We start from the raw sequence: 18856 nt of genomic DNA, 5'->3' as shown, positions 1-18856 counted from the left end.
GTATTGACCTTAGTCATTTATAGTGTTGGTTGAGGTTTTCAAACTCAGCAGTCGTTTCGCGGCGCAGGTGAGCCGCGATCCGTTAGGGTGCCACCCCTTGAAGGACTAGATGGAGAGGGACCGGGCGAGCGATTTGGAAGGGGCCCCAAGCGCCAAGAGAGAGCGGACGAGGAGGTCGATGGAAACGGTCGGATCTCCAGCCTCCATCTTGGCAACTCGTGACTGACTGGATTTAATGAGACGGGCGAGCTGTTCTTGTGTGAGTCTTTTGCGGCGTCGGCGCTCCTGAAGTGTGCGGCTCAGTGAGAGCTTGAGTTCGACGTACGCAGATTCCTGAGGGTTGAGTTCAAGAAACTCATCGGCAGACCCGACCTTCCAGCCAAGCTTTTCGAGTCTCTTTTGTTTTGCCTTGTTCATCATGTTACCTTTTGGTGTCGTACAGTCGGATGCGGCGTTTGCACGCATCAATGACCGATTGTGGTGTCTTCTGCGTCTGTTTCTGAAATACCTCGAGGATCACGACGGCATCATCGTCAATTCGATAAATGATCCTCCAGGTGCATTCTTGATCATTGATTCTCAGTTCATGACATCTTTGCCCGATTGAAGGCATCGGCCGAGACCACGGCATGCTGAGCCGTTCCTTTTGCTGTAGCCTTCTCAGCAAAAAGCCGGCTTCAATCCGGGCCGCAGATGAGAGGGGAGGAGTCTTAACCTCTCCATGCAGCCAAACCACCGGTTTGTCTGTTGGTGACATCAGGATCAATATATGTCAATCCTGACATACTGTCAAGTGGTGACCTTTAGGGCGGAAGGGGCGCCCTAACCAGCGGCTGCACCTGACGCCGCGCCACGGGCCCGGGGTATTGACCTAGTCATTTGTAGTGTTGGTTGACGTTTTCAATTCAGCAGTCGTTTCGCGGCGCAGGTGAGCCGCGATCCGTTAGGGCAGCATCTGTGTGGGGCCTTGCCCTAGGGGAATTCATGAAGAGTCGAACGATGTTGTTCTTCGTAGGCGCTATCATCTGTGCTGTCCATTAGCGAGATCGCGCATTGCGAAACAGAGATCTTTCCGCTTGACGCGCCCTACACTATCAGTACAGCTACCAGCGGTCTACCTCTTTGGTAGAGTCGGGGACTTCTGGCTTGGACTTCGATTCAGGTCTGGTCCAGTATACAGTTCTTGACTCCAATCCAGATTGATGATACAACGTGCTCGTGGCATGTTCATCAGTCATATCGCCTACTTCATCGATACCATGACTCCGGTTTTCGGGACAGCCTCTATTGGCGGCAGGACTCGACGGACCCGGGAGTTGCGCGAGAATACCACGGGAAGGCAACGAAATTGTCAATCTCGGGGAGTGTTTCGCCCGGCCATTTCCTGTCATGAACTACTATTTATCCTCAATCAACCGGTATTAAGGTATGCTGACACTTCAAATTCCTGATTGTTGTACACTGGCTGCCACCGTGCACATTCGGCGTAGGGGACGATACTTTCTGGTTCTCTCGGGGCTTGGGTCTGTACTAGCGTCGCAACAGCACCTCGGGCGGCGGGTTGTCTCGCGGATCGATGCACTTGGCCATAGATCTGATTTCCTCACGAGATGTCGAGAAACCGCTGTGGGGAGGGGAAACCTCTGCAACAAATTGTCCTTCTCAGAACTTCCTCCAAATCCATTCAATCCGACGACGAAGATTCAATAACCAGTTATCACACTCGTGTCACCGTTGACGTCTCGGTGTTCGATGTCCGGGCGCAAAATATCATCTCTGGTCTCGGAGCGAAAGATCCCGCCCATGAGATCATCTTTGGGGCCCGCGATTTCGTAAGTGGTGTCTATATTTGCTTCGTCTGCAGTGGCCGAGTGGACAGGTTTCAAAGCAAAATGATACTGCTTTAGTGATGGCGCCGTCGATGCGCTTAACCAGCGGCTGCACTCTGACGTATGGCGCCACGGGCACCGGGGTATTGGCCTTAGTCATTTGTAGTGTTGGTTGAGGTTTTCAAATTCAGCAGTCGTTTCGCGGCGCAGGTAAGGCGCGACCGTTAGGCGGTTGCGTGCAGAGCTTTGCGGAGAAATTCGGGCGAGAAGTCAGCGCCGTTCTCCCATACGATCGTATGGAGTTCCGGGTGGACTTGGAATTTGCGGAATGCCACTGGATCCTTGAGTGGTTCAAAGACAGGACCCCAGAGTTCGTCCTTCAGGTCGACCTGGCCATCTGATCCATCACTAAATCGGATCCAAATGGTATAGTCCTGCACGTGGCGTGCTTCAATGATTCTCGGTATCATAGGATTACTCCAGCGGAGGAACTTGCTTCAACGGCTTTCGTTCTTCAGCAAGTCTCCAATTATCGAGTAGCTCGTCTTTGTGAAGACTCTGCCACTCGAGAACATGTGCCAACGCCCTGCTAGGGAATTGGCTAGTCGAGGACCACGTATATTCCCCAGTGCAGAGAGCTTCAGGGTCACTTGATTCCCCATTGTTAGGGCACATGATTCCCCAGTCTCAGGGTCAGATGATTCCCCATTCTGCTTAGGTCACTTGATTCCCAGTGGATCAGGGTCGGGTCATTCCCCCTACCCCTGTGTTGCATTCTATTCACTTCAGGTCGTAGCTTGCTTTCATGACAGATGCGACATTTCCACGGTTCACAACTTCAGAAAGGCAAAAGCGCGCCTATGGCCTCGACAAAGAGGTGCAGACTGTGACGATATGGGAGATCTTTCGACGCTGGGCTGACATGCAGCCCTTGACCGCCATCGCTGCTGCTGTTGGCTGACCGCAAGACGATCCGCGGTTACATTGACCCGGGCGCGGACGCTGGGACTGAACCGGGAGGATTTTCTCCCCGAACGCAAGGAAGAGATCCTGCCCCGGCTCCAGGAAGCGGCAAGCCGGAGGATCCACGCCAAGGCCACCGGCCAGATGCTTCTGGAGCCACACATCGAAGAGATCCTCCGGCTCTGATCGGCGACGGCGAACATCCGCTCAAGCCAAAGACCGCCTTCCGGTTGTGATCGCCCGGCGCCACGAGCTGGGGGGCAAGGTCAGCTACTTTCCAGCTTCAAACGCTGCCCGGGCCCGCGGGGACTCTCGGTGAAGGCCCGCCGCACGACCTGCCGTACATCGAGACCAGACCGGGTGAGCAGACCCAGATCGACTACGCCAAGGTGGGTCTCCTCTGGGACCCGATGGAGAAGCGCCGCCGCGTTGTCTACGCCTTCATCGCAACGCTCGGCTACAGCCGACACAAGTTCATCCAGTTCGTCTTCACGCAGGACCAGGCGAGCTTCACGCAGAGTCATGTGGATACGGCCGCATGGTTCGGCGGCGTGACCAAGGTCCTCACGGATCGATAACCTGGAAGACCGGGGCTTGGAAGCCACATCTACGATCCGGTACTGAACCGCTCCTATGCCGATTTTGCTGACCACTACCACACCCATATCGATCCCTGCCGCACGGCGTCCCCGAAGGACAAGGGCAAAGTCGAGCGCGATGTGCAGACGGTACGCGAACTCTACAGGATGCTCGTTGCCGAACATCCGTCAGGCACACTTCGGCGATCTCAACCGCTCGGCCTGCTCGTGGCTTCTCCGGAGTGGCACGCGCAAGCACGGCACGACCGGTGAGCCGCCTTCCAGCGCTTCCGGGCACATGCGAAGAGCAGGCACTCATCGCTCTACCCACGGCGCCGTATACCATCGCCCGCTGGGCCGAAGCCGTGTGGTGACATCCGGATCACTACATCTCGTGCCCCGGCCACCGCATCTCGCTGCCGACCGAATATATTTGGAACAAAACCGTGCAGGTGATGATCACGCCGAAGCAAGCCAAGGTCTATCGCAACCATGACCTGATCAAGATCACGGCCCTCATCGCCGGACAGACCACCTACACTGACCGTGAGGACTTCTCTGGCGACCGTGCAGTTCGCTCTTCGAGAAGACGCCGCGGTGGCTGATCGCGACCGCCCGGGAAGCCGGTGGTGTTTCGAGCAGCTCGTCACCGACCTGCTCAGCGCTGCCTGGCTTCTCCTAATGCGCTGCGCTGGGGCTGCGCGATGTGGCTGGCGGGATACAGCGTCGATGTCGTCGAGCACGCAGCCAAGCGCGCTCTTGCACTCAGACAAACCGATCAACACCCATCTGTTCCGGCACATGCTGGAGTCCGTCCGCAAAGAACAGCAGGAGGACGCGTCTCGGAAGGCCTGGCCGCCGTCCCAAGACGACGGAGAGCTTCGCGATCGGCCGACTACTTCCGCAGCCGTGCACACGGACGGGGAGGTGGCCAATGGCTGATCAGCTCTTGCTCGCTGCCCCTGCCGATCTCACCGGACAACCTGGGGCACTGAAGCTCTCCGATGGCTCCCGACACGCTGGAACTCCGCCCTCATGGAGGCCGCCCAGAGTCAAATGTCGCTGGCCGAACTCCTGACCATGCTACTCGCCGACGAGATCGAAGCACGACGCAACAGAAAACTCGACCGGCTTATCAAGCATGCTCACCTCGATGCGGGCCAAACACTTGAGAGCTTTGATTTTTCTTTTGCAGCCCATACCCCGGCGCGCGTTGATCCGGGAACTGGGCACGTGCCGCTTCATCCAGCGAGCGGAGAATGTCTTCTTCCTCGGTCCCACCGGGGACGGGGGAAGACTCATCTGGCTTAGCGCTCTCACACGCTGCCTGCCGACGCTTCCTCACCGTGGAGTTCTTCAAGTTCCCCGCACTGATCGAGAGTCGCTCACCAAGGCTGATCTCACGGCATCGACCGAGCGGCTTCTCAAGAGTCTCTCCCGGTGCGATCTCCTTGTCATCGATGAGTTCGCCATGCGAAAACTCGATGCCCGTTCTGCCGAGTGGGTCTACACGATCGTCGACAACCGCTATGGTTCAGCATCAACGATCCTGACCAGCAACCGCTCCCTGGAAGACTGGCTCGCTGTCTTCCCCGACAAGGTGATGGCCAATGCCGTCATGGACCGATTGGCCCAACGCTCATCAGATCGTTCTTCAAAGGCGAATCCTACCGCGAGAAAAAGGGACTGAAAGGCGATGCGCTACACTTGACAAAACAGTGACTGAATGATCCACCACCCACGCAACCAAAGGGTGGGGAATGGTCTGACCCCGATACTGGGAATCATGGGCCCTTGACAATTGGCCCGAGACAATGCCAGTTTCGATTCCTACCGTGATTTCAAATTCGCCGTATTTCGCATGAAAGTGCGGCGGGACGTGATCCCGATAGAAGATCGCAATGACTATTCCGAGAAATCGGCTAATCTCCGGCATGGAGCAAAGTACCGGAATTCCGGATTATCCGCAACCGCCTAACCAGCGGCTGCACCTGACGCCGCGCCACGGGCATCGGGGTCGTGACCGGGTCTGTTATAGGTTTTGGTTGCTTGCAATTCACATTCGTTTCGCGGCGCAGGTGAGCCGCGATCCGTTAGGCGGGCGAACTAGTCGGTGAGCTGCACTCGGAGCTTGCGTCCGAGGGCGTTGGCGTACTTTTCGAGGGTAGAGAGACGGATGTCTTCAGCATGATTCTCAATCCGGGAAATAGCGGATTTCTTCGTCCGGAGCTTCCGTGCAATGGTTTCCTGAGTGACACCGGCATCTTCGCGGGCCTTGCGAAGCATGACGCTGAATTCGAAGGCGCGATAGCCTTCTTCAAAGTCCTTAGCGAACCTTGTGCTCTTTGCCTTTCGGCGAACAATGTATTTCTCGACGTCGCTCATGGTTTCTTTCTCTGTAGATAGTTCAATCGTCGTGCTTCGGCTAGTTGAATCTCACGCTGTGGCGTCTTCTGTTGCTTTTTTGAGAAGCCCGACGTTAATACCATCAGGACGGGTCCATCAAAGAATCCAAGCAAACGATAGCTATTCCCAGCTATTTGAGCCCGGATCTCCCAGAGATGGTCAGTGCCAACCAGCTTTTTGAGATATTGCTCCGGTACACGGTCCATGCGCTCGACCAGACGCAGGACCCAGGTGACCTTCTGGGTGTGCTTGTCAGAAAGCGAGTCGAGGAATTCCTCGACGGGGCATTTGCCGCCCTCCGTCCGGTAGAATTCGATGGTCCTCATGAGAAGAAGTTAACGTATTTGTGAACCGTTGTCAAGTCGTCAAGACAGAGCGCCCGCCTAACCAGCGGCTGCACCTGACGCCGCGCCTCGGGCATCGGGGTATCGACCTTTGTCATCTATAGTGCTGGTTGAGGTTTTCAAAATCAGCAGTCGTTTCGCGGCGCAGGTGAGCCGCGATCCGTTAGGTAGCATCCCTATGAATACTAGAATTGTAACAGTCTGCTTCGCTGTCGCGGGCCTCACCATTGCTCCTGGATGCTTCGAGCATGACGCTGGTGAGGTAACCACAGTCGAACGGGGAACCGACCCAAAGAGGGGCAACTTGTCAGTCTCCGTCCAACCCGATTCCGGGAATATTGGCGCAACAATCAATTTCACCTGTGCTCGCTTCCATCCATCCTGGCGGTACAGTATCTTCTTCCCAGGCGTGCACGAAGCATTGTACGTGGACTGTGAAAGTGCGGGCACCCTGAGTGTTGTGGTCCCCTTTGGTGCTAGATCGGGGCCTGTGTCTGTCCCCATTGATCGTCAAACGGCAGTGTCATCGACATTTCGAGTTACGGAACAAAGTGACACGCTTTCGGTCATCGTGAAACCGTACGATATAACCCCCGTCCTCACGCCCAAGGACTCAAGCATTATTGACTGGCAAGGTCGGCATTGTGCTTGGAACGCAGAAGTTCATGAAGACACGGTTCATGTATGGCGGCGCTACTCCACGGGCGATGAGATGTACGAGCATCACGTCAAGTTACTTCACGGCCGTGGGGGTCATCTGCCTAGCGTCATCGCGGTTTGGGGCGTGGCGATTTCAGACTACCCCGGCACCAGGGCGGACACGATTCGCGCAGGCATATTGAAGATCCAGAATTGGGATACAAATGCGGTCATGAGTGGCCGTTTCTTCGGGAGGCCGTGGCACCCCTACTATCTGTCCAATGGAACCATGTCATTTTGGGTTGATAGGCGACTCTAGCGTAATATGGATGCTGCCTAACCAGCGGCTGCACCTGACGCCGCGCCACGGACACCGGGGTATTGACCTTAGTCATTTATAGTGTTGGTTGAGGTTTTCACATTCAGCAGTCGTTTCGCGGCGCAGGTGAGCCGCGATCCGTTAGGCAAAAACCTCGGGGAGGGAACTCGTGAGATTGAGGACGTCGAGCCATTTCTCGTTTCTGTTGATTGCTTGCTGTTTAGGGTGTACCAAGAACCAACCAGTCGCACCTTCGCCCGAAGGTGGCTCGCTGAATTTCGCATATACGCGTGAGGATTCTACTGAGGGAGCACAGTTCGCTTTATGGTTCGAGGGAAAACTCCTGGCCAGCGATTCAACCAAACAGAGAGTGATGTACAGCCTGAAGTATTTGCGGCATAAGTATTCCGATTCCGTGAACATCTACCCTGCAATCGCGAAGGTCCTCGCTACCAAGTTCTTTGCCCCTTGGGTGATTGGCGAGATTATCGTGCGTTTCGATTCAATTTCAGCAAAGCAGGTCGAAGCTGGGGTGTACACGGGATGGAATTCATTGGATCCTTCCCTTCGGCCTGACACGATTCAATCTTTCCTTGGCGCGCAGAGATATGGAGTACTGGGGTTTGATGAGCCCTACAATCCGATTAGGCTGTCGGAAATCTACCGCACGCTTCCTGGCATTGTAGACGCTTACCAAAACGCAATTGGATGGGTCTCGGAGATGGACTTCCCTTTGTTCCCGGGTCTGAAAAATGGTGAGCATTCGTACGTCTTTCTAGAGGATGGTTTCCTTGGCCGACCGTATTTCTACTTCCGATACGTTCGTGGTGAACCTGTGCTGATTGGAATTTGGAGTCCATCCACTGAACAGCGACCATCTTGGTGGGCTGACGCAAACCAGAACATTATCGGCTTTTCTAGGTGGGAAGGATTTTGAAGGGAGGTTTTTGCCTAACCAGCGGCTGCACCTGACGCCGCGCAACGGGCTCGGGGTATCGACCTTAGTCATTTATAGTGTTGGTTGACGTTTCCAATTCAGCAGTCGTTTCGCGGCGCAGGTGAGCCGCGATCCGTTAGGGGGCATGGAACAGCGGGGAGCCGGATTGGGGGGGGGAAGAGGGGCCTGAGTACGATTGCCCTATTCGTTGGCTCGTAGGAATCGCAACGACTTCTCTACAGCATCTTCATCCACAAGGCGGTTGGTCACGTACTTGTGGAGAATGCTTGATACGAGAGTCTGATACGGCAGACCTTCTCGCTCAGCCAGTTTCTTGAGTTCTGCCAGAGTCAGTTCAGAAATACGGATATTGATATTCCGGCTCTTCTTCGATCTGGTCAGAATTGTCTCAATGCGCTTACGGTCCTTTGGCGGCACCGGGCGATATGAAGAGGCAGAACGCTCAATGGCTTTTTCGGATGCATCAAGCTTAGTCTTCATTGGATTTCCCATAGGATTGATGGAACTTACGGCTAGGGAACGCGGTCTTGAGCACAATCGATTCATCTCTGCCGATGACAAAAGGCACAACGTGTGTATAGCCGTGATAGGGCAGGATGAAGATGTACTGGGACAGTCGGCTCGGATTCTGCAGAATGTCAAGGTACTTGCGATCGAGAATCAAATCGGCGATTTCGCGCAATTCGATTCCACGCTCTTTTCGCAGCTTACGTTCTTTGGCCGGATCCCAGGTAAGGTCCATTGGGAAAACTATCACAATCAGTAGACAATGTCAATAGTCCATGCCCCCTAACCAGCGGCTGCACCTGACGCCGCGCCACGGGCACCGGGGTATTGACCTTAGTCTTTCATAGTGTTGGTTGAGGTTTTCAAAATCAGCATTCGTTTCGCGGCGCGGGTGAGCCGCGAGTCGTTAGGGTGCGTGAGCCTAGCGCAGGAGTCGTTCCTGCAGGAGGTCCTGGATGTCCCGCCGCCCATCGAGAATACAATGGACGTAGACCGTTGTTGATTCGAAGGAATAGATGATGCGGTAGGGTTTGTAGTGCAGTTCTCGGAATTCCAGGACTCCAATGTCGAATAGCTCAGAGACCGTGTTCCCCCGAGGGGGAAATTTCCGAAGCCTGAGACAGGTCTGCCGTAGGGCGTCCAGCAACTTGTCGGCTCGCTCTACAGAATCATTCATCGCGACAAACGCGTAGATGTCGAAGATGTCATCTTCGGCATCCTGATCGAAGATGACGTTATACGTTTTCATTCTTGAATGCAGCGATGCGCTGGTCAAGTGACATGAAGACATCGTCCATAGACTTTGCCTTCCCACGCTGGATGTTTTGCTTGCTCCTCGTGAGGATCTTCAGCAGTGCGAGAGTCTCCTGCATACGCTCATAGGAGCGAATGTCCTGGACGACCACCTTGGCTTCGCCGTTGTGAGTGATAACCAGCGTTTGGCGTGTATTGGTGATGTCGCGAATCAGTTCGGAGGCGTGAGCCTTCAGATAACTGATGGGCTTTACGGCGGTGCTCAGTTTCATAGATGCCTCAAATGTCATTGACTATAATATGGACTGTATTGTGGTCAATGTCAAGTCGTCCGCGGCCTAACCAGCGGCTGCACCTGACGCCGCGTCGGGGGCATCGGGGTCGTGACCGGAATCTGTTATAGATGTTGGTTGCTTGCAATTACACATTCGTTTCGCGGCGCAGGTGAGCCGCGATCCGTTAGGCAGCAACACAATGAACATTTCCACCACTGAGAGATCGCGATGATTGAATGGTTTGCAGCCCAACCCTGGGTAACCGGGGTCGTCACATTCCTTCTGATGTGGACCGACTGGCTGCTAACCATCGGCCAGGAACGTGAGCGACAATTGCACTACTCTGAGCACTATGAAAGTTATCCGATCAACACGATTGAAGGCAACCCTCTGTATCAAAAGGCGGTTTTGGCCCGACGAGTCATCGATCGTAGGCATATTATTCCGGCGGCAATTCTCAGTGTCATCGTAGCTTTATCTCTGGTCTGGATCCCAGAAGGCTTCCGTGTTCTGTTGATCGGGTACGTGTGGGGACTCTACTTCATTGTGATTACTACTCATTTGGGCAATCTCTTGGGATATAGGGCTGCTCGTCGTGGGGTTCACGGCAAGCTCTATCTACACCTGCGCACCGGGTATATTATCCAGATGGGCCGTTACGTGGCCCTTGCCATCTTTCTGATTGTGTTGGCGATATGTTCGGCCTCCATGTTCATGGTGGGCGTTGCGATCGCAGGAGTATCTTCAGCCGCCCGACAGTTGGCAGGGATGCGAAAGACGCCTTCAATTGACCCATCAGATCCAGTTCCCACATCCAAGTGATAGAATGACACGTGGACGGGGCCACGTGCGTTACGCTCCTGCAGTTGCGCGGCGGCAAATGGAGGTGTCCACGAGAATGTTCCAAGCCGTCTCGCGGTGTGTTGCTGCCTAACCAGCGGCTGCACCTGAGGCCGCGCCACGGGCACTGGGGTATCGACCTTAGTCATTTATAGTGTTGGTTGAGGTTTTCAAATTCAGCAGTCGTTTCGCGGCGCAGGTCCCGCGGAGCGGGATCCGCGATTTGGCAGCGACTTAGCGTACAACGCTACGTCGCGCCAAATCGGGATGAGCCGCATGCCGTTAGGCGGTTGCCACAAATCTCATAAGAGGACTCACATGTCTACTGAAGATGATGATCAGTTGATGTGTTCCCGGTGTAGCAATAGGGCCAAAGCAGAGGACGACTTCTGCCCGCATTGTGGAGAGTTGTTTACAGATGGGATACGATGCAGCCAACACCCTCAGCTTCCGGCGTCGGGCGTCTGCATCATCTGTGCCCTGCCATTCTGCGACGAATGCGGAGGTGTGGTTGTGGGCCACTTCCTTTGCGCACATCATGATAGCTACGAGATATGCGAGGGGATGGTCCGTATATACGGTGGTCTTGATGATGTGGCGGCACAATACGCACAGTCGTGTCTTGAGCAGTCGGGTCTGCACCCGGTACTGTACTGCCGCCGGCAGCCGAAAGGTGGAGCGCGATTCGTTTCCGCGCTGTACGCAGCCGCAGGAGACTACGATGGGCACATCGTGAACGAGATCAAAGTAATGGTGCCGTGCTCAGAAGTGCAAGAGGCTGAGAGAGTGCTTGTCTCGCTCAACATCAAACAGTTGCCTTCTGCAACCGCCTAACCAGCGGCTATACCTGACGCCGCGCCGCGTGCATCGGGGTATTGACCTTAATCATTTATGGTGTTAGCTGACATTTTCAATTCAACAGGCGTTCTGCGGCGCAGGTCCCGCGGAGCGGGATCCGCGATTTGGCAGCGACTTAGCGTACAACGCTACGTCGCGCCAAATCGGGATGAGCCGCGATCCGATAGGCCGTACAATTTGCACAGTTTCAGTCATCAACGATGCTCGCAGCCGCACGGATGTGCGACGCGAGGGAAAGGAGTGACATGGCGAACCTCGTATTCGGAATGAACCAATCCCTGGACGGCTATGTCGACCATACAGCGTTTTCACCAAGCCCCACGCTCTTCCGCCATTTCATCAAGGAGGCTCAGATGCAGGCGGGAAGCGTTTACGGTCGCCAGATGTATGAGATCATGCGGTACTGGGACGATGATCATCCTGAATGGAACGCAGATGAACTCGCCTTTGCGGTAGCGTGGCGGGCTCAGCCGAAATGGGTCGTCTCCCGCTCGTTGAAGTCGGTCGGCCCCAATGCCAGGCTTGTTGAGCAGGATCTTGAGGGAGCTATTCGCAAGTTGAAGGACCAGCACGACGGGGAGATCGAGATTGCTGGCCCGGACTTGGCGCGCAACCTCACCGACCTTTGTCTGATCGATGAGTATCGAATCTACCTGCACCCCGTTGTGCTTGGTCACGGCAAACCATATTTCGCCGGCCCCAGGCCGTCGCTCCACCTCATGACTCATGACCGAATTGACGATGATGTTATCAGGTTGACCTACGCTCCTGACCGATCCCGCGACTCGACGGATCGCAATCACCGGTAGGAGCGTTCAAGGTGCAGCTCAGTGCGGCCTAACCAGGGGCTGCACCCCGCCCCTAAGACGGCGGGATCTTTGACCTGACGCCGCGCCGCGGGCATCGGGGTATTGACCTTCATCATTACATAGTGTTGGCTAACGTTTTAAATTCAGCAGTCGTTTGCGGCGCAGGTCCCGCGGAGCGGGATCCTCGTCCCGCCTACGGAGTTAGCCTCACCCGCTTCGCGGATTCGCGAACTCCGGGCGGGACGGGATGAGCCGCGAGCCGTTAATCCACTGCGCGCGCCGTCACAACCATAATTCGTATAGGCACCAATGGAAATCTGCCTCGTAATACTTCTTTCCCTCTTGCATGCCAACGCACTATGGGCACAGGAGGCGACTCCGAAAGCGACGCCTGACGCAGTGAAGACCCCGCAGCCGCGGGTCATCATCTCGACAGATTTTCCGCCGCTGGACGTCATTCCCGTGAAAGGCGTGAAGAAGGGCGATCCGCCGGAGAAGTGCAGCGACCCGGATGATGTTCAGTCGATGGTCCGCTTTCTCCTGTATACGAATGAGTTCGAAGTCGAGGGGTTGATCGCTTCGGCGGGCACGTTCGCGAACGTGGCAAGGAAACAGAACATCGTGGACATGCTGAACCGGTACGATGAAGTGGACGAGAACCTGCGCCGGCACGATGCCCGGTATCCCACGGCGGAGAAGCTGCGGTCCACCACGTGGCAGGGGCGCGACGGCACATGGGGTGCGCCCGCAGTGGGCACGAAGACCCTGCCAATCGATCACATCCTCGGCGAAGGCAAGGACAGCGAGGCTTCAGACGCGATCATCCGCATTGTGGATCGACCGGATCCGCGACCAGTCTGGATTTGCGTGTGGGGCGGTTCGTGCGAGATCGCCCAAGCCATCTGGAAGGTGCGGGCCACGCGCACCCCGGCAGAAGTAGAACAGTTCCTCGGCAAGTTGCGTCTTTTTCTGATCGCCACGCAGGACGCGACGACCGACTGGCTGCTGGAGAACTTTCCGAACCTGTTCATCATCCTCTCCGAGAAGAACTACATGGGGATGTTCTGGGTTAGCTCCGACGCGGACAAGGCCGTTGCGGACCTGGCATGGGTGAACGCGCACATTCGCGAGGGACACGGGCCGCTGGGGGCCGCCTATCCGCAGAGCGGTTGGGACCCGAAGGTGCCGGGCACTTGGGAAGGCGACACGCCATCCTTCCTGCATCTGGTCAGCGCCGTGCGTGGACTGAACGATCCAGAGAAACCCGACCAGCCGGGTTGGGGCGGCCGGTTCGTGCGCAAGAACCTGTCCAACATCCACTGGTTCGATGCGCCAGGTGGCGGGAAGAACGTCTCGAAGTGGCGCGTCGAAGTTCAGGCAGATTTCGCCCGGCGGGCGGACTGGATGTTGCCATGAGTGCAGCACGGCACGAATATCTTTGTGGCCTCACCAAGCGCTGCAGCGAACCCGGCCATCGCGCTCCGGTTGCAATCCACACCTCCCGCGAGCCCGGTCGTAGAGCTTGGGTCGCCAGGTGGGCCAGCATGCCACGGCATAGAACTTCGAGCTTAAGGCGCAAGCATATCATGCCCGACAAATTGGATAACCGTCACACTATCTTCTGCAATACCGTGTTAGTGCTACTTATCGCAATGGTGAATGGTCTGGGGTGAGGCCGGCATTTCTGCGCACACATCGTATGCCTGTTGTGGGGTGGCCGAATGGTCGCCGATGGACTTGGGGAGTGCCGTAGGACAGGTGGCGTCGAGCACTACCCGTACCGCTGATTCCTCACAGACTCTCGATACGTTAGTTCAATTGGGAAGAACTGCGGTTGTGGATCATGACTGGCAAAAGGCTCTGGATCTCGCGCAGAGTGGCCTCGGCATCGACAGCACCAACCTCTCATGTCACTATCTGGCTGCCATCGCTGAACGTGAGATCGGGTCCGTGCAGCAGAACTTCCACTGGAAAAGAGCCCAAGGGTCATTTTGAATGGATATTGCGTCGAGATTCAACGTACGAAGATGCATTGATGCAGTATGCCCTTCTTGAACGAAATCAAGACAACCGGGTTCGCGCGCTGGAATTAGCTCAACGACAGCTGATGCTCACGCCCAGGAGCAGAGCTGCGCAGATCGGCCTTTTTCGGCTTCTTCGTCACTACCTCATTGTGCAATCGTCCGAGGAGTTCCTCTCCTGGAGCAAAGGGTACTTAGGCGCGTCCTTCCGGTTCTTTGAGGGAGAGGCCATGCGCCGTGATGGGCGGCTCAGTTCTGCGGATTCAGTTTTCACTTCGCTGCTTGGTGTTGTCGATGGAGTACCTCAAGAAGCAATTCGCCTCGCCCGCGCGAGAATGTGCTACACGAGAGGAGACTATGCCAACGCAGAATCGGAATACATGATGGCTGTTGAAGGAATCTCCAGCGATGTGGGAGCTGAAGTTCTCTTTGATGACATTAAATACATCATGTCAGACGCTGAGTTGGATTGGTATCGCGGTCTCCATACCATTGCTACACAACAAGAGTTCTTCCAATCGTTCTGGCAATTCAGGAATCCGTTGCCGGCATCCAAGTCGAACCCCCGGCTTCTCGAACATATCCGGCGCTCTCTCATTGCTGAGAAGAAGTACGAGTTTGCCGGCCTTCGCACCTGGTTCTCCAACCCGGACAGAGTTCATGAGCTTGTCTTCCCCCGGGCCTTTTCTCTGAATGAAGCATTCAATGACATGGGCTTGGTCTATCTTCGACAGGGAGAACCGAATGACATTGTGAGGCACAATTATACACCGTTCGATGATGATGATCACAGAGAGCGGGTCGATAAGATCCTCCTCGACCCGACCGATATCAACAAGATTGTTGATAAGAAGGAAAATCAGGCCTTTGCATCCGAAGTCATGTCTCGCTATCTGCATTCAGCAAAGGAAGATTACGAATCCTGGCTCTACGATGCAGTGGGTGATGCACCTCGTATGATCTTCCATTTCCAGAAGCATAATGCCGCAGGGAACGGATGGAGACTTACCCCGTGTCCGGATTTTGACCCTATGATCCTCAAGCTTGTAGCATGGGACAGACGGTATGAGGAACTCTACGATCGGCGACAGCCGGCAACCCGCGCCACATTCGAGAATGAGCTCAAAGTTGAAACACGCGCAACGGTCGATCGCGCACTCGCGACGGACAGGCAAACCTGGGACAAGCAGGTCTCCATTGTACAGTTCCCCCACGCGATCGACATGTTCCGGGGAACCGATGGCGGCTCATTGCTCGATATCTCCTACGCCATTCCCATCACAACACTGTCCCATCTCGTGCCCGACACCATGCACGCCCTGCCTGTGGAGATCGGATTTTCCATGGTCAACTCGCGCAACCAGCAGTGTGTGGCTCAATTGGATACGGTTGTCGTTGGCGTGGGAAAGGGACGGACGGGCGCGTTGGTGGATCTGATCCGGTATACGGTCCCGCCCGACCGCTATGCAGTGTCCATGCACCTGAGGTCACTGACGGGGAATATCCTGGGGGCATGGAAGCAAGCGTTGCGAGTCGAGAACTATTCGAAGCCTGGACTTTCCATGAGTTCTGTCCAGCTGTTACGTCGCTCACCGCAACGGGGGGCGTTGGAGATCGATGGGGTGAAAGTGATACAGAGCCCTTTCGCGACGCAATTGTTGAATGAGCCATTCTACATCTACTTCCAGATCTATGATCTGATACCGGATGGTGACGGTACCACTTCGTACACCGCGGAATGCCGCCTTATCCGAGCAGGCGATAAGGGTTGGGATGAGGGCATACCCATCCATAGCAAGGAAAAGACCGGCAGGATGCAAAATGTCAACGAATTCTACACGATCAATCTGGAAAAGGTGAAGCCCGGGAAATACACGCTCGCCGTTCGGGTAACGGATAGGATGAGAGTTGAATCCATATCCGCAACGCGCTTCCTGGAAATGGTAAAGCCATGACAATGCACTTGCCTATTGGTGAGTGACCAGGAATGCATATCGTGTCTATCTTGAATAGGCTCATGAGCAATACACGATCGAACGATGGCAGAATGGGAATTAGTGTCCCATTCGACGACTTATTCCTTATGCAGGCCCCCTAACCAGCGGCTGCAAGCGGCTGCACCCCGCCCCTAAGACGGCGGGATCTTTGACCTGAGGCTGCGTCGGGTGCATAGGGGTTGGACATTTCGTTACACTGAGGTGCTCGGCTAGCGGCAAACAAAAGCGTTTCCCAAACAACAGTTGTTTCGTGGCGCAGGTCCCGCGGAGCGGGATCCTCGATTTGGCAACGACTTAGCGTACAACGCTACGTCGCGCCAAATCGGGATGAGCCGCGATCCTGGGCCGCGGAATCACACGCCACAACCTTGGAGACCTCCATGGACGTCGCCATACGAAAGATCGAACCGGGGATATTCATCAGCTTCTATGGCTACGGGAATCAGCCCGAGGAAATAGCACAAATGAAATGTGACGCGTGGTGTCGACAACAACACCTTGACCCCGGAGGGGCCATTGTCTATGGTTTCAACAATCCGAATCCAATTCCCGATTCCGCGAAATACGGCTATGAGATATGGGTGCAGGTTATCGGTGGGGAGGAGCCTCAAGGCGATAGTCGCATCGTCGAATTCCACGGGGGAGATTATGCCGTTGTCGAATGCGTTGGTGCGTCCAACATGCTTCAATGCTGGCAATCCTTGTATGCATGGTGTATTGATCACAAGTACACACTCGGATATCATCAGGCACTTGAGCAGGTGACCAGGGGCCATCCTGATCCGAACGAAATGATATTCGCACTCTATTGTCCAATAACTCTATAGCAGCCGCTGCCCAAGCGGCTGCACCCCGCCCCTAAGACGGCGGGATCTTTGACCTGACGCCGCGTCGGGGGCACCGGGGTATCTGCCCTATTCATTTGTAGTGTTGGTTGAGGTTTTCAAATTCAGCAGTCGTTTCGCGGTGCTGGTCCCGCTGTGAAGGATCCTCGTCCCGTCTACGGAGTTAGCCTCACCCGCTTCGCAGGTTCGCTACCTCCGGGCGGGACGGGACGAGCAGCGAGCCGTTAGGCCGCATAATCCGGGGTACATGAAGACGCTCATTCCCGAAATACAAAGTTCCCTTGCGAGCATGCCTACAAAGAATGCTCCATCCTTCCGTCTCGTGCGTCGTGAGTGGTCGAAAAGGCTCAAGACATCAACCGGACGATCGGTCATCAGTATGTCCCGGCAATTGGTATCCTTGGGTGTATGGGAGCGACTATTCGCATATGAAGTGCTTGCTCATCATCGCGACGCCTCGCAAGCATTACGACCAAAGGATGTCGTCGCCCTCGGAAGGGGGATTCGCAGTTGGGGCGAGGTGGATTGCTTTGCTTCTTACGTGGCTGGTCCAGCCTGGCGGGACGGCAATCTCCCAACCCGTGTAATCCAGGGCTGGACCCGGTCAGAGGATCATTGGTGGAGACGGGTCGCAGTAGTGAGCACTGTGCCGCTGAACAACCGTGCGCGTGGCGGCGAGGGCGATGCGAAGCGCACATTGGGCATTTGTAGGTTGGTTGTTCGAGACCGCCATGATATGGTGGTCAAGGCGCTATCGTGGGCGCTACGCGAATTGAGTAAGCGCGATACACTCGCGGTGAGGACATTCCTCGATCACTATTCTCAGCAGTTGGCTCCGCGAGTCCTGCGCGAGGTACAAAACAAGATTCGCACAGGCTTGAAGAACCCCCGTGCACGATGAGTAGGGCAGTGGTGCGCCCTCACAAGCGGCTGCACACCGCCCCTAAGACGGCGGGATCTTTGACCTGCCGCGGTGCCAGGGGCAATGGGGTTGGGCACTTCGTCATCTGAGGATTGTCGGATAGAAGAACAGAAAAGCGATTCTAAAACGGCAGTCGTTTTACAGCGCAGGTCCCGCCGTGCGGAATCCTCGTCCCGCCTACGGAGTTCGCCTCACCCGCTTCGCGGGCTCGCTCACTCCGGGCGGGATGGGATGAGCCGCGACCATCAGGGGGCGGGCCCAATTCTGTGCAGAAGGGAATCACCATGACGAACATATCAGAGCGAGAGGTGTTGAGGCACTTTCTGGCATCGATCGCATATCATGCACAGAAAGCTATTCGTGCAGCGCCACCAGAATTCTGGCACTTTTCGGCTGGAAACAAGGTGAGAACTCCGGGTGAGCTCCTTCGGCACATGACGAGTGTGATGGGATACGCCCGGACATACATGATAGGTGGGACCTATTGGCCGGAAGCACTTGCCAGCCCCGATGCTGAGATCGATCGCTTTCACGACGTATTGGAAGACGTATCCAGGCTGCTCGAGGTCGGAACGCCACTGAGAGAGATCTCAGAACTCCAACTGTTGCAGGGTCCGTTCTCCGATGTCATGACTCACATCGGTCAGTTGTCGCTTCTGCGGCGTCTCTTCGGGAGCCCGGTGGCCCCCGAGAACTTCATCTATGCGGACATTTCGAGAGCAGTACTCGGGAGGCACCAGGCCGATCCAAGACGTCCGGACGCAGAATGGCCGGAGGCACCCACCCCCTGATCAACGGCCGCCCCCCCCGCCAGACGGCGGCGGGATCTACGACCCGGCGCCGTGGAAAGAACAACCGGGTATTGACCTTCACCATTTTTTGTGTTGGTTGAGGTTGTCACCTTCACCAGTCGTGTCGCGGCGCTGGTCCCGTGAAGCGGGATCCTCGATTTCGCAGCGGCATAGAGGACATCGGTACGTAGCGTCAATTCGG

At 55.6% G+C, this 18856-nt stretch carries 22 protein-coding genes; 12 read left to right on the top strand and 10 right to left on the bottom strand.

Translation table 11 applies throughout. The features are described 5' to 3' along the window. Window positions 1-105: 105 nt before the first annotated feature. The 3 genes from IPI01_15625 to IPI01_15615 all read right to left on the bottom strand — a co-directional run bounded on the left by IPI01_15625 (window position 106) and on the right by IPI01_15615 (window position 2299). On the bottom strand, window positions 106-417 hold the full coding sequence (locus IPI01_15625) for a helix-turn-helix domain-containing protein (protein MBK7259199.1): 312 nt from the start codon (window positions 415-417) through the stop codon (window positions 106-108). A gap of 4 nt (window positions 418-421) precedes the next feature. Next, window positions 422-757 carry a type II toxin-antitoxin system RelE/ParE family toxin gene (locus tag IPI01_15620; protein MBK7259198.1) on the bottom strand — a complete coding sequence of 112 codons (336 nt, stop codon included), beginning with the start codon at window positions 755-757 and terminating at the stop codon, window positions 422-424. A gap of 1296 nt (window positions 758-2053) precedes the next feature. Next, window positions 2054-2299, bottom strand: a complete 246-nt coding sequence (locus tag IPI01_15615) for a DUF2442 domain-containing protein (protein ID MBK7259197.1) — start codon at window positions 2297-2299, stop codon at window positions 2054-2056. Window positions 2300-2813: 514 nt separating this feature from the next. Here IPI01_15615 and IPI01_15610 point away from each other — a divergent pair. From IPI01_15610 to IPI01_15595, 4 genes are all read left to right on the top strand, one after another. Next, window positions 2814-2978, top strand: a complete 165-nt coding sequence (locus IPI01_15610) for a hypothetical protein (GenBank protein ID MBK7259196.1) — start codon at window positions 2814-2816, stop codon at window positions 2976-2978. Between the two features lie 224 nt (window positions 2979-3202). Further along, window positions 3203-3370 (top strand): transposase, encoded by a 168-nt coding sequence (locus IPI01_15605; protein ID MBK7259195.1) that lies wholly within the window; start codon window positions 3203-3205, stop codon window positions 3368-3370. 446 nt (window positions 3371-3816) lie between these two features. Further along, window positions 3817-3975, top strand: a complete 159-nt coding sequence (locus IPI01_15600) for a hypothetical protein (protein ID MBK7259194.1) — start codon at window positions 3817-3819, stop codon at window positions 3973-3975. Window positions 3976-4511: 536 nt separating this feature from the next. Further along, window positions 4512-5060, top strand: coding sequence for an ATP-binding protein (locus IPI01_15595; GenBank protein ID MBK7259193.1), 549 nt, complete (start codon window positions 4512-4514; stop codon window positions 5058-5060). Here IPI01_15595 and IPI01_15590 read toward each other — a convergent pair. The 3 genes from IPI01_15590 to IPI01_15580 form a co-directional block, all read right to left on the bottom strand. Continuing rightward, window positions 5025-5306, bottom strand: a complete 282-nt coding sequence (locus IPI01_15590) for a DUF4160 domain-containing protein (GenBank protein ID MBK7259192.1) — start codon at window positions 5304-5306, stop codon at window positions 5025-5027. The two genes, IPI01_15595 and IPI01_15590, sit on opposite strands and share 36 nt — an antisense overlap. 170 nt (window positions 5307-5476) lie before the next feature. Continuing rightward, window positions 5477-5755: a helix-turn-helix transcriptional regulator gene (locus IPI01_15585; GenBank protein MBK7259191.1), complete on the bottom strand. Its 279-nt coding sequence runs from the start codon at window positions 5753-5755 to the stop codon at window positions 5477-5479. Further along, window positions 5752-6102, bottom strand: coding sequence for a type II toxin-antitoxin system RelE/ParE family toxin (locus IPI01_15580; protein ID MBK7259190.1), 351 nt, complete (start codon window positions 6100-6102; stop codon window positions 5752-5754). The genes IPI01_15585 and IPI01_15580 overlap by 4 nt, the downstream gene beginning before the upstream one ends. A gap of 1145 nt (window positions 6103-7247) precedes the next feature. Here IPI01_15580 and IPI01_15575 point away from each other — a divergent pair. Next, window positions 7248-8015, top strand: a complete 768-nt coding sequence (locus IPI01_15575; GenBank protein MBK7259189.1) for a hypothetical protein — start codon at window positions 7248-7250, stop codon at window positions 8013-8015. Between the two features lie 201 nt (window positions 8016-8216). Here the strand turns inward: IPI01_15575 and IPI01_15570 are convergent, their stop codons facing one another. The 4 genes from IPI01_15570 to IPI01_15555 all read right to left on the bottom strand — a co-directional run bounded on the left by IPI01_15570 (window position 8217) and on the right by IPI01_15555 (window position 9568). Next, window positions 8217-8516, bottom strand: coding sequence for a hypothetical protein (locus IPI01_15570; GenBank protein ID MBK7259188.1), 300 nt, complete (start codon window positions 8514-8516; stop codon window positions 8217-8219). Further along, window positions 8506-8778, bottom strand: coding sequence for a toxin (locus IPI01_15565; protein MBK7259187.1), 273 nt, complete (start codon window positions 8776-8778; stop codon window positions 8506-8508). Before IPI01_15565 ends, IPI01_15570 begins: the two co-directional genes overlap by 11 nt. A 186-nt stretch (window positions 8779-8964) precedes the next feature. Continuing rightward, a complete protein-coding gene (locus tag IPI01_15560; GenBank protein ID MBK7259186.1) occupies window positions 8965-9291 on the bottom strand; it encodes a type II toxin-antitoxin system RelE/ParE family toxin in 327 nt (108 codons plus the stop codon). Continuing rightward, complete coding sequence (locus tag IPI01_15555; protein ID MBK7259185.1) at window positions 9278-9568, bottom strand: type II toxin-antitoxin system Phd/YefM family antitoxin; 291 nt, start codon at window positions 9566-9568, stop codon at window positions 9278-9280. The genes IPI01_15560 and IPI01_15555 overlap by 14 nt, the downstream gene beginning before the upstream one ends. A 231-nt stretch (window positions 9569-9799) precedes the next feature. Here IPI01_15555 and IPI01_15550 point away from each other — a divergent pair, with 231 nt between their 5' ends. The 7 genes from IPI01_15550 to IPI01_15520 all read left to right on the top strand — a co-directional run bounded on the left by IPI01_15550 (window position 9800) and on the right by IPI01_15520 (window position 18654). Next, on the top strand, window positions 9800-10393 hold the full coding sequence (locus IPI01_15550; GenBank protein ID MBK7259184.1) for a hypothetical protein: 594 nt from the start codon (window positions 9800-9802) through the stop codon (window positions 10391-10393). A 1121-nt stretch (window positions 10394-11514) separates the two neighbouring features. Continuing rightward, on the top strand, window positions 11515-12078 hold the full coding sequence (locus IPI01_15545; protein ID MBK7259183.1) for a dihydrofolate reductase family protein: 564 nt from the start codon (window positions 11515-11517) through the stop codon (window positions 12076-12078). Between the two features lie 399 nt (window positions 12079-12477). Next, entirely contained in the window at window positions 12478-13494 is a 1017-nt protein-coding gene (locus tag IPI01_15540; protein MBK7259182.1) for a DUF1593 domain-containing protein, read from the top strand. Between the two features lie 619 nt (window positions 13495-14113). Next, window positions 14114-16054: a hypothetical protein gene (locus tag IPI01_15535; GenBank protein ID MBK7259181.1), complete on the top strand. Its 1941-nt coding sequence runs from the start codon at window positions 14114-14116 to the stop codon at window positions 16052-16054. A 422-nt stretch (window positions 16055-16476) separates the two neighbouring features. Further along, the gene (locus tag IPI01_15530; GenBank protein ID MBK7259180.1) at window positions 16477-16923 is read left to right on the top strand and encodes a GyrI-like domain-containing protein; all 447 of its coding nucleotides are present in this window, start codon (window positions 16477-16479) and stop codon (window positions 16921-16923) included. 265 nt (window positions 16924-17188) lie between these two features. Then, on the top strand, window positions 17189-17842 hold the full coding sequence (locus IPI01_15525; protein MBK7259179.1) for a DNA alkylation repair protein: 654 nt from the start codon (window positions 17189-17191) through the stop codon (window positions 17840-17842). Window positions 17843-18147: 305 nt separating this feature from the next. Then, window positions 18148-18654 carry a hypothetical protein gene (locus IPI01_15520; GenBank protein MBK7259178.1) on the top strand — a complete coding sequence of 169 codons (507 nt, stop codon included), beginning with the start codon at window positions 18148-18150 and terminating at the stop codon, window positions 18652-18654. Window positions 18655-18856: the final 202 nt, after the last annotated feature.

It is taken from the genome of Ignavibacteriota bacterium (assembly GCA_016707525.1).
Classification (GTDB): Bacteria; Bacteroidota; Ignavibacteria; order UBA10030; family UBA6906; genus JAGDMK01.
Note: the sequence above shows the minus strand (reverse complement) of the source record. Positions and strands in the feature narration are given on the sequence as shown.

Bases quoted from the DNA above. Each gene is read 5' to 3' on its own strand.
- IPI01_15545 (MBK7259183.1), top strand. From the start codon at position 11,515: ATGGCGAACCTCGTATTCGGAATGAACCAATCCCTGGACGGCTATGTC.
- IPI01_15560 (MBK7259186.1), bottom strand. From the start codon at position 9,291: ATGAAAACGTATAACGTCATCTTCGATCAGGATGCCGAAGATGACATC.
- IPI01_15550 (MBK7259184.1), top strand. From the start codon at position 9,800: ATGATTGAATGGTTTGCAGCCCAACCCTGGGTAACCGGGGTCGTCACA.
- IPI01_15535 (MBK7259181.1), top strand. From the start codon at position 14,114: ATGCAGTATGCCCTTCTTGAACGAAATCAAGACAACCGGGTTCGCGCG.
- IPI01_15530 (MBK7259180.1), top strand. From the start codon at position 16,477: ATGGACGTCGCCATACGAAAGATCGAACCGGGGATATTCATCAGCTTC.
- IPI01_15520 (MBK7259178.1), top strand. From the start codon at position 18,148: ATGACGAACATATCAGAGCGAGAGGTGTTGAGGCACTTTCTGGCATCG.
- IPI01_15590 (MBK7259192.1), bottom strand. From the start codon at position 5,306: ATGCCGGAGATTAGCCGATTTCTCGGAATAGTCATTGCGATCTTCTAT.
- IPI01_15585 (MBK7259191.1), bottom strand. From the start codon at position 5,755: ATGAGCGACGTCGAGAAATACATTGTTCGCCGAAAGGCAAAGAGCACA.
- IPI01_15565 (MBK7259187.1), bottom strand. From the start codon at position 8,778: ATGGACCTTACCTGGGATCCGGCCAAAGAACGTAAGCTGCGAAAAGAG.
- IPI01_15555 (MBK7259185.1), bottom strand. From the start codon at position 9,568: ATGAAACTGAGCACCGCCGTAAAGCCCATCAGTTATCTGAAGGCTCAC.
- IPI01_15615 (MBK7259197.1), bottom strand. From the start codon at position 2,299: ATGATACCGAGAATCATTGAAGCACGCCACGTGCAGGACTATACCATT.
- IPI01_15625 (MBK7259199.1), bottom strand. From the start codon at position 417: ATGAACAAGGCAAAACAAAAGAGACTCGAAAAGCTTGGCTGGAAGGTC.
- IPI01_15570 (MBK7259188.1), bottom strand. From the start codon at position 8,516: ATGAAGACTAAGCTTGATGCATCCGAAAAAGCCATTGAGCGTTCTGCC.
- IPI01_15595 (MBK7259193.1), top strand. From the start codon at position 4,512: ATGCTCACCTCGATGCGGGCCAAACACTTGAGAGCTTTGATTTTTCTT.
- IPI01_15605 (MBK7259195.1), top strand. From the start codon at position 3,203: ATGGAGAAGCGCCGCCGCGTTGTCTACGCCTTCATCGCAACGCTCGGC.
- IPI01_15525 (MBK7259179.1), top strand. From the start codon at position 17,189: ATGAAGACGCTCATTCCCGAAATACAAAGTTCCCTTGCGAGCATGCCT.
- IPI01_15620 (MBK7259198.1), bottom strand. From the start codon at position 757: ATGTCACCAACAGACAAACCGGTGGTTTGGCTGCATGGAGAGGTTAAG.
- IPI01_15580 (MBK7259190.1), bottom strand. From the start codon at position 6,102: ATGAGGACCATCGAATTCTACCGGACGGAGGGCGGCAAATGCCCCGTC.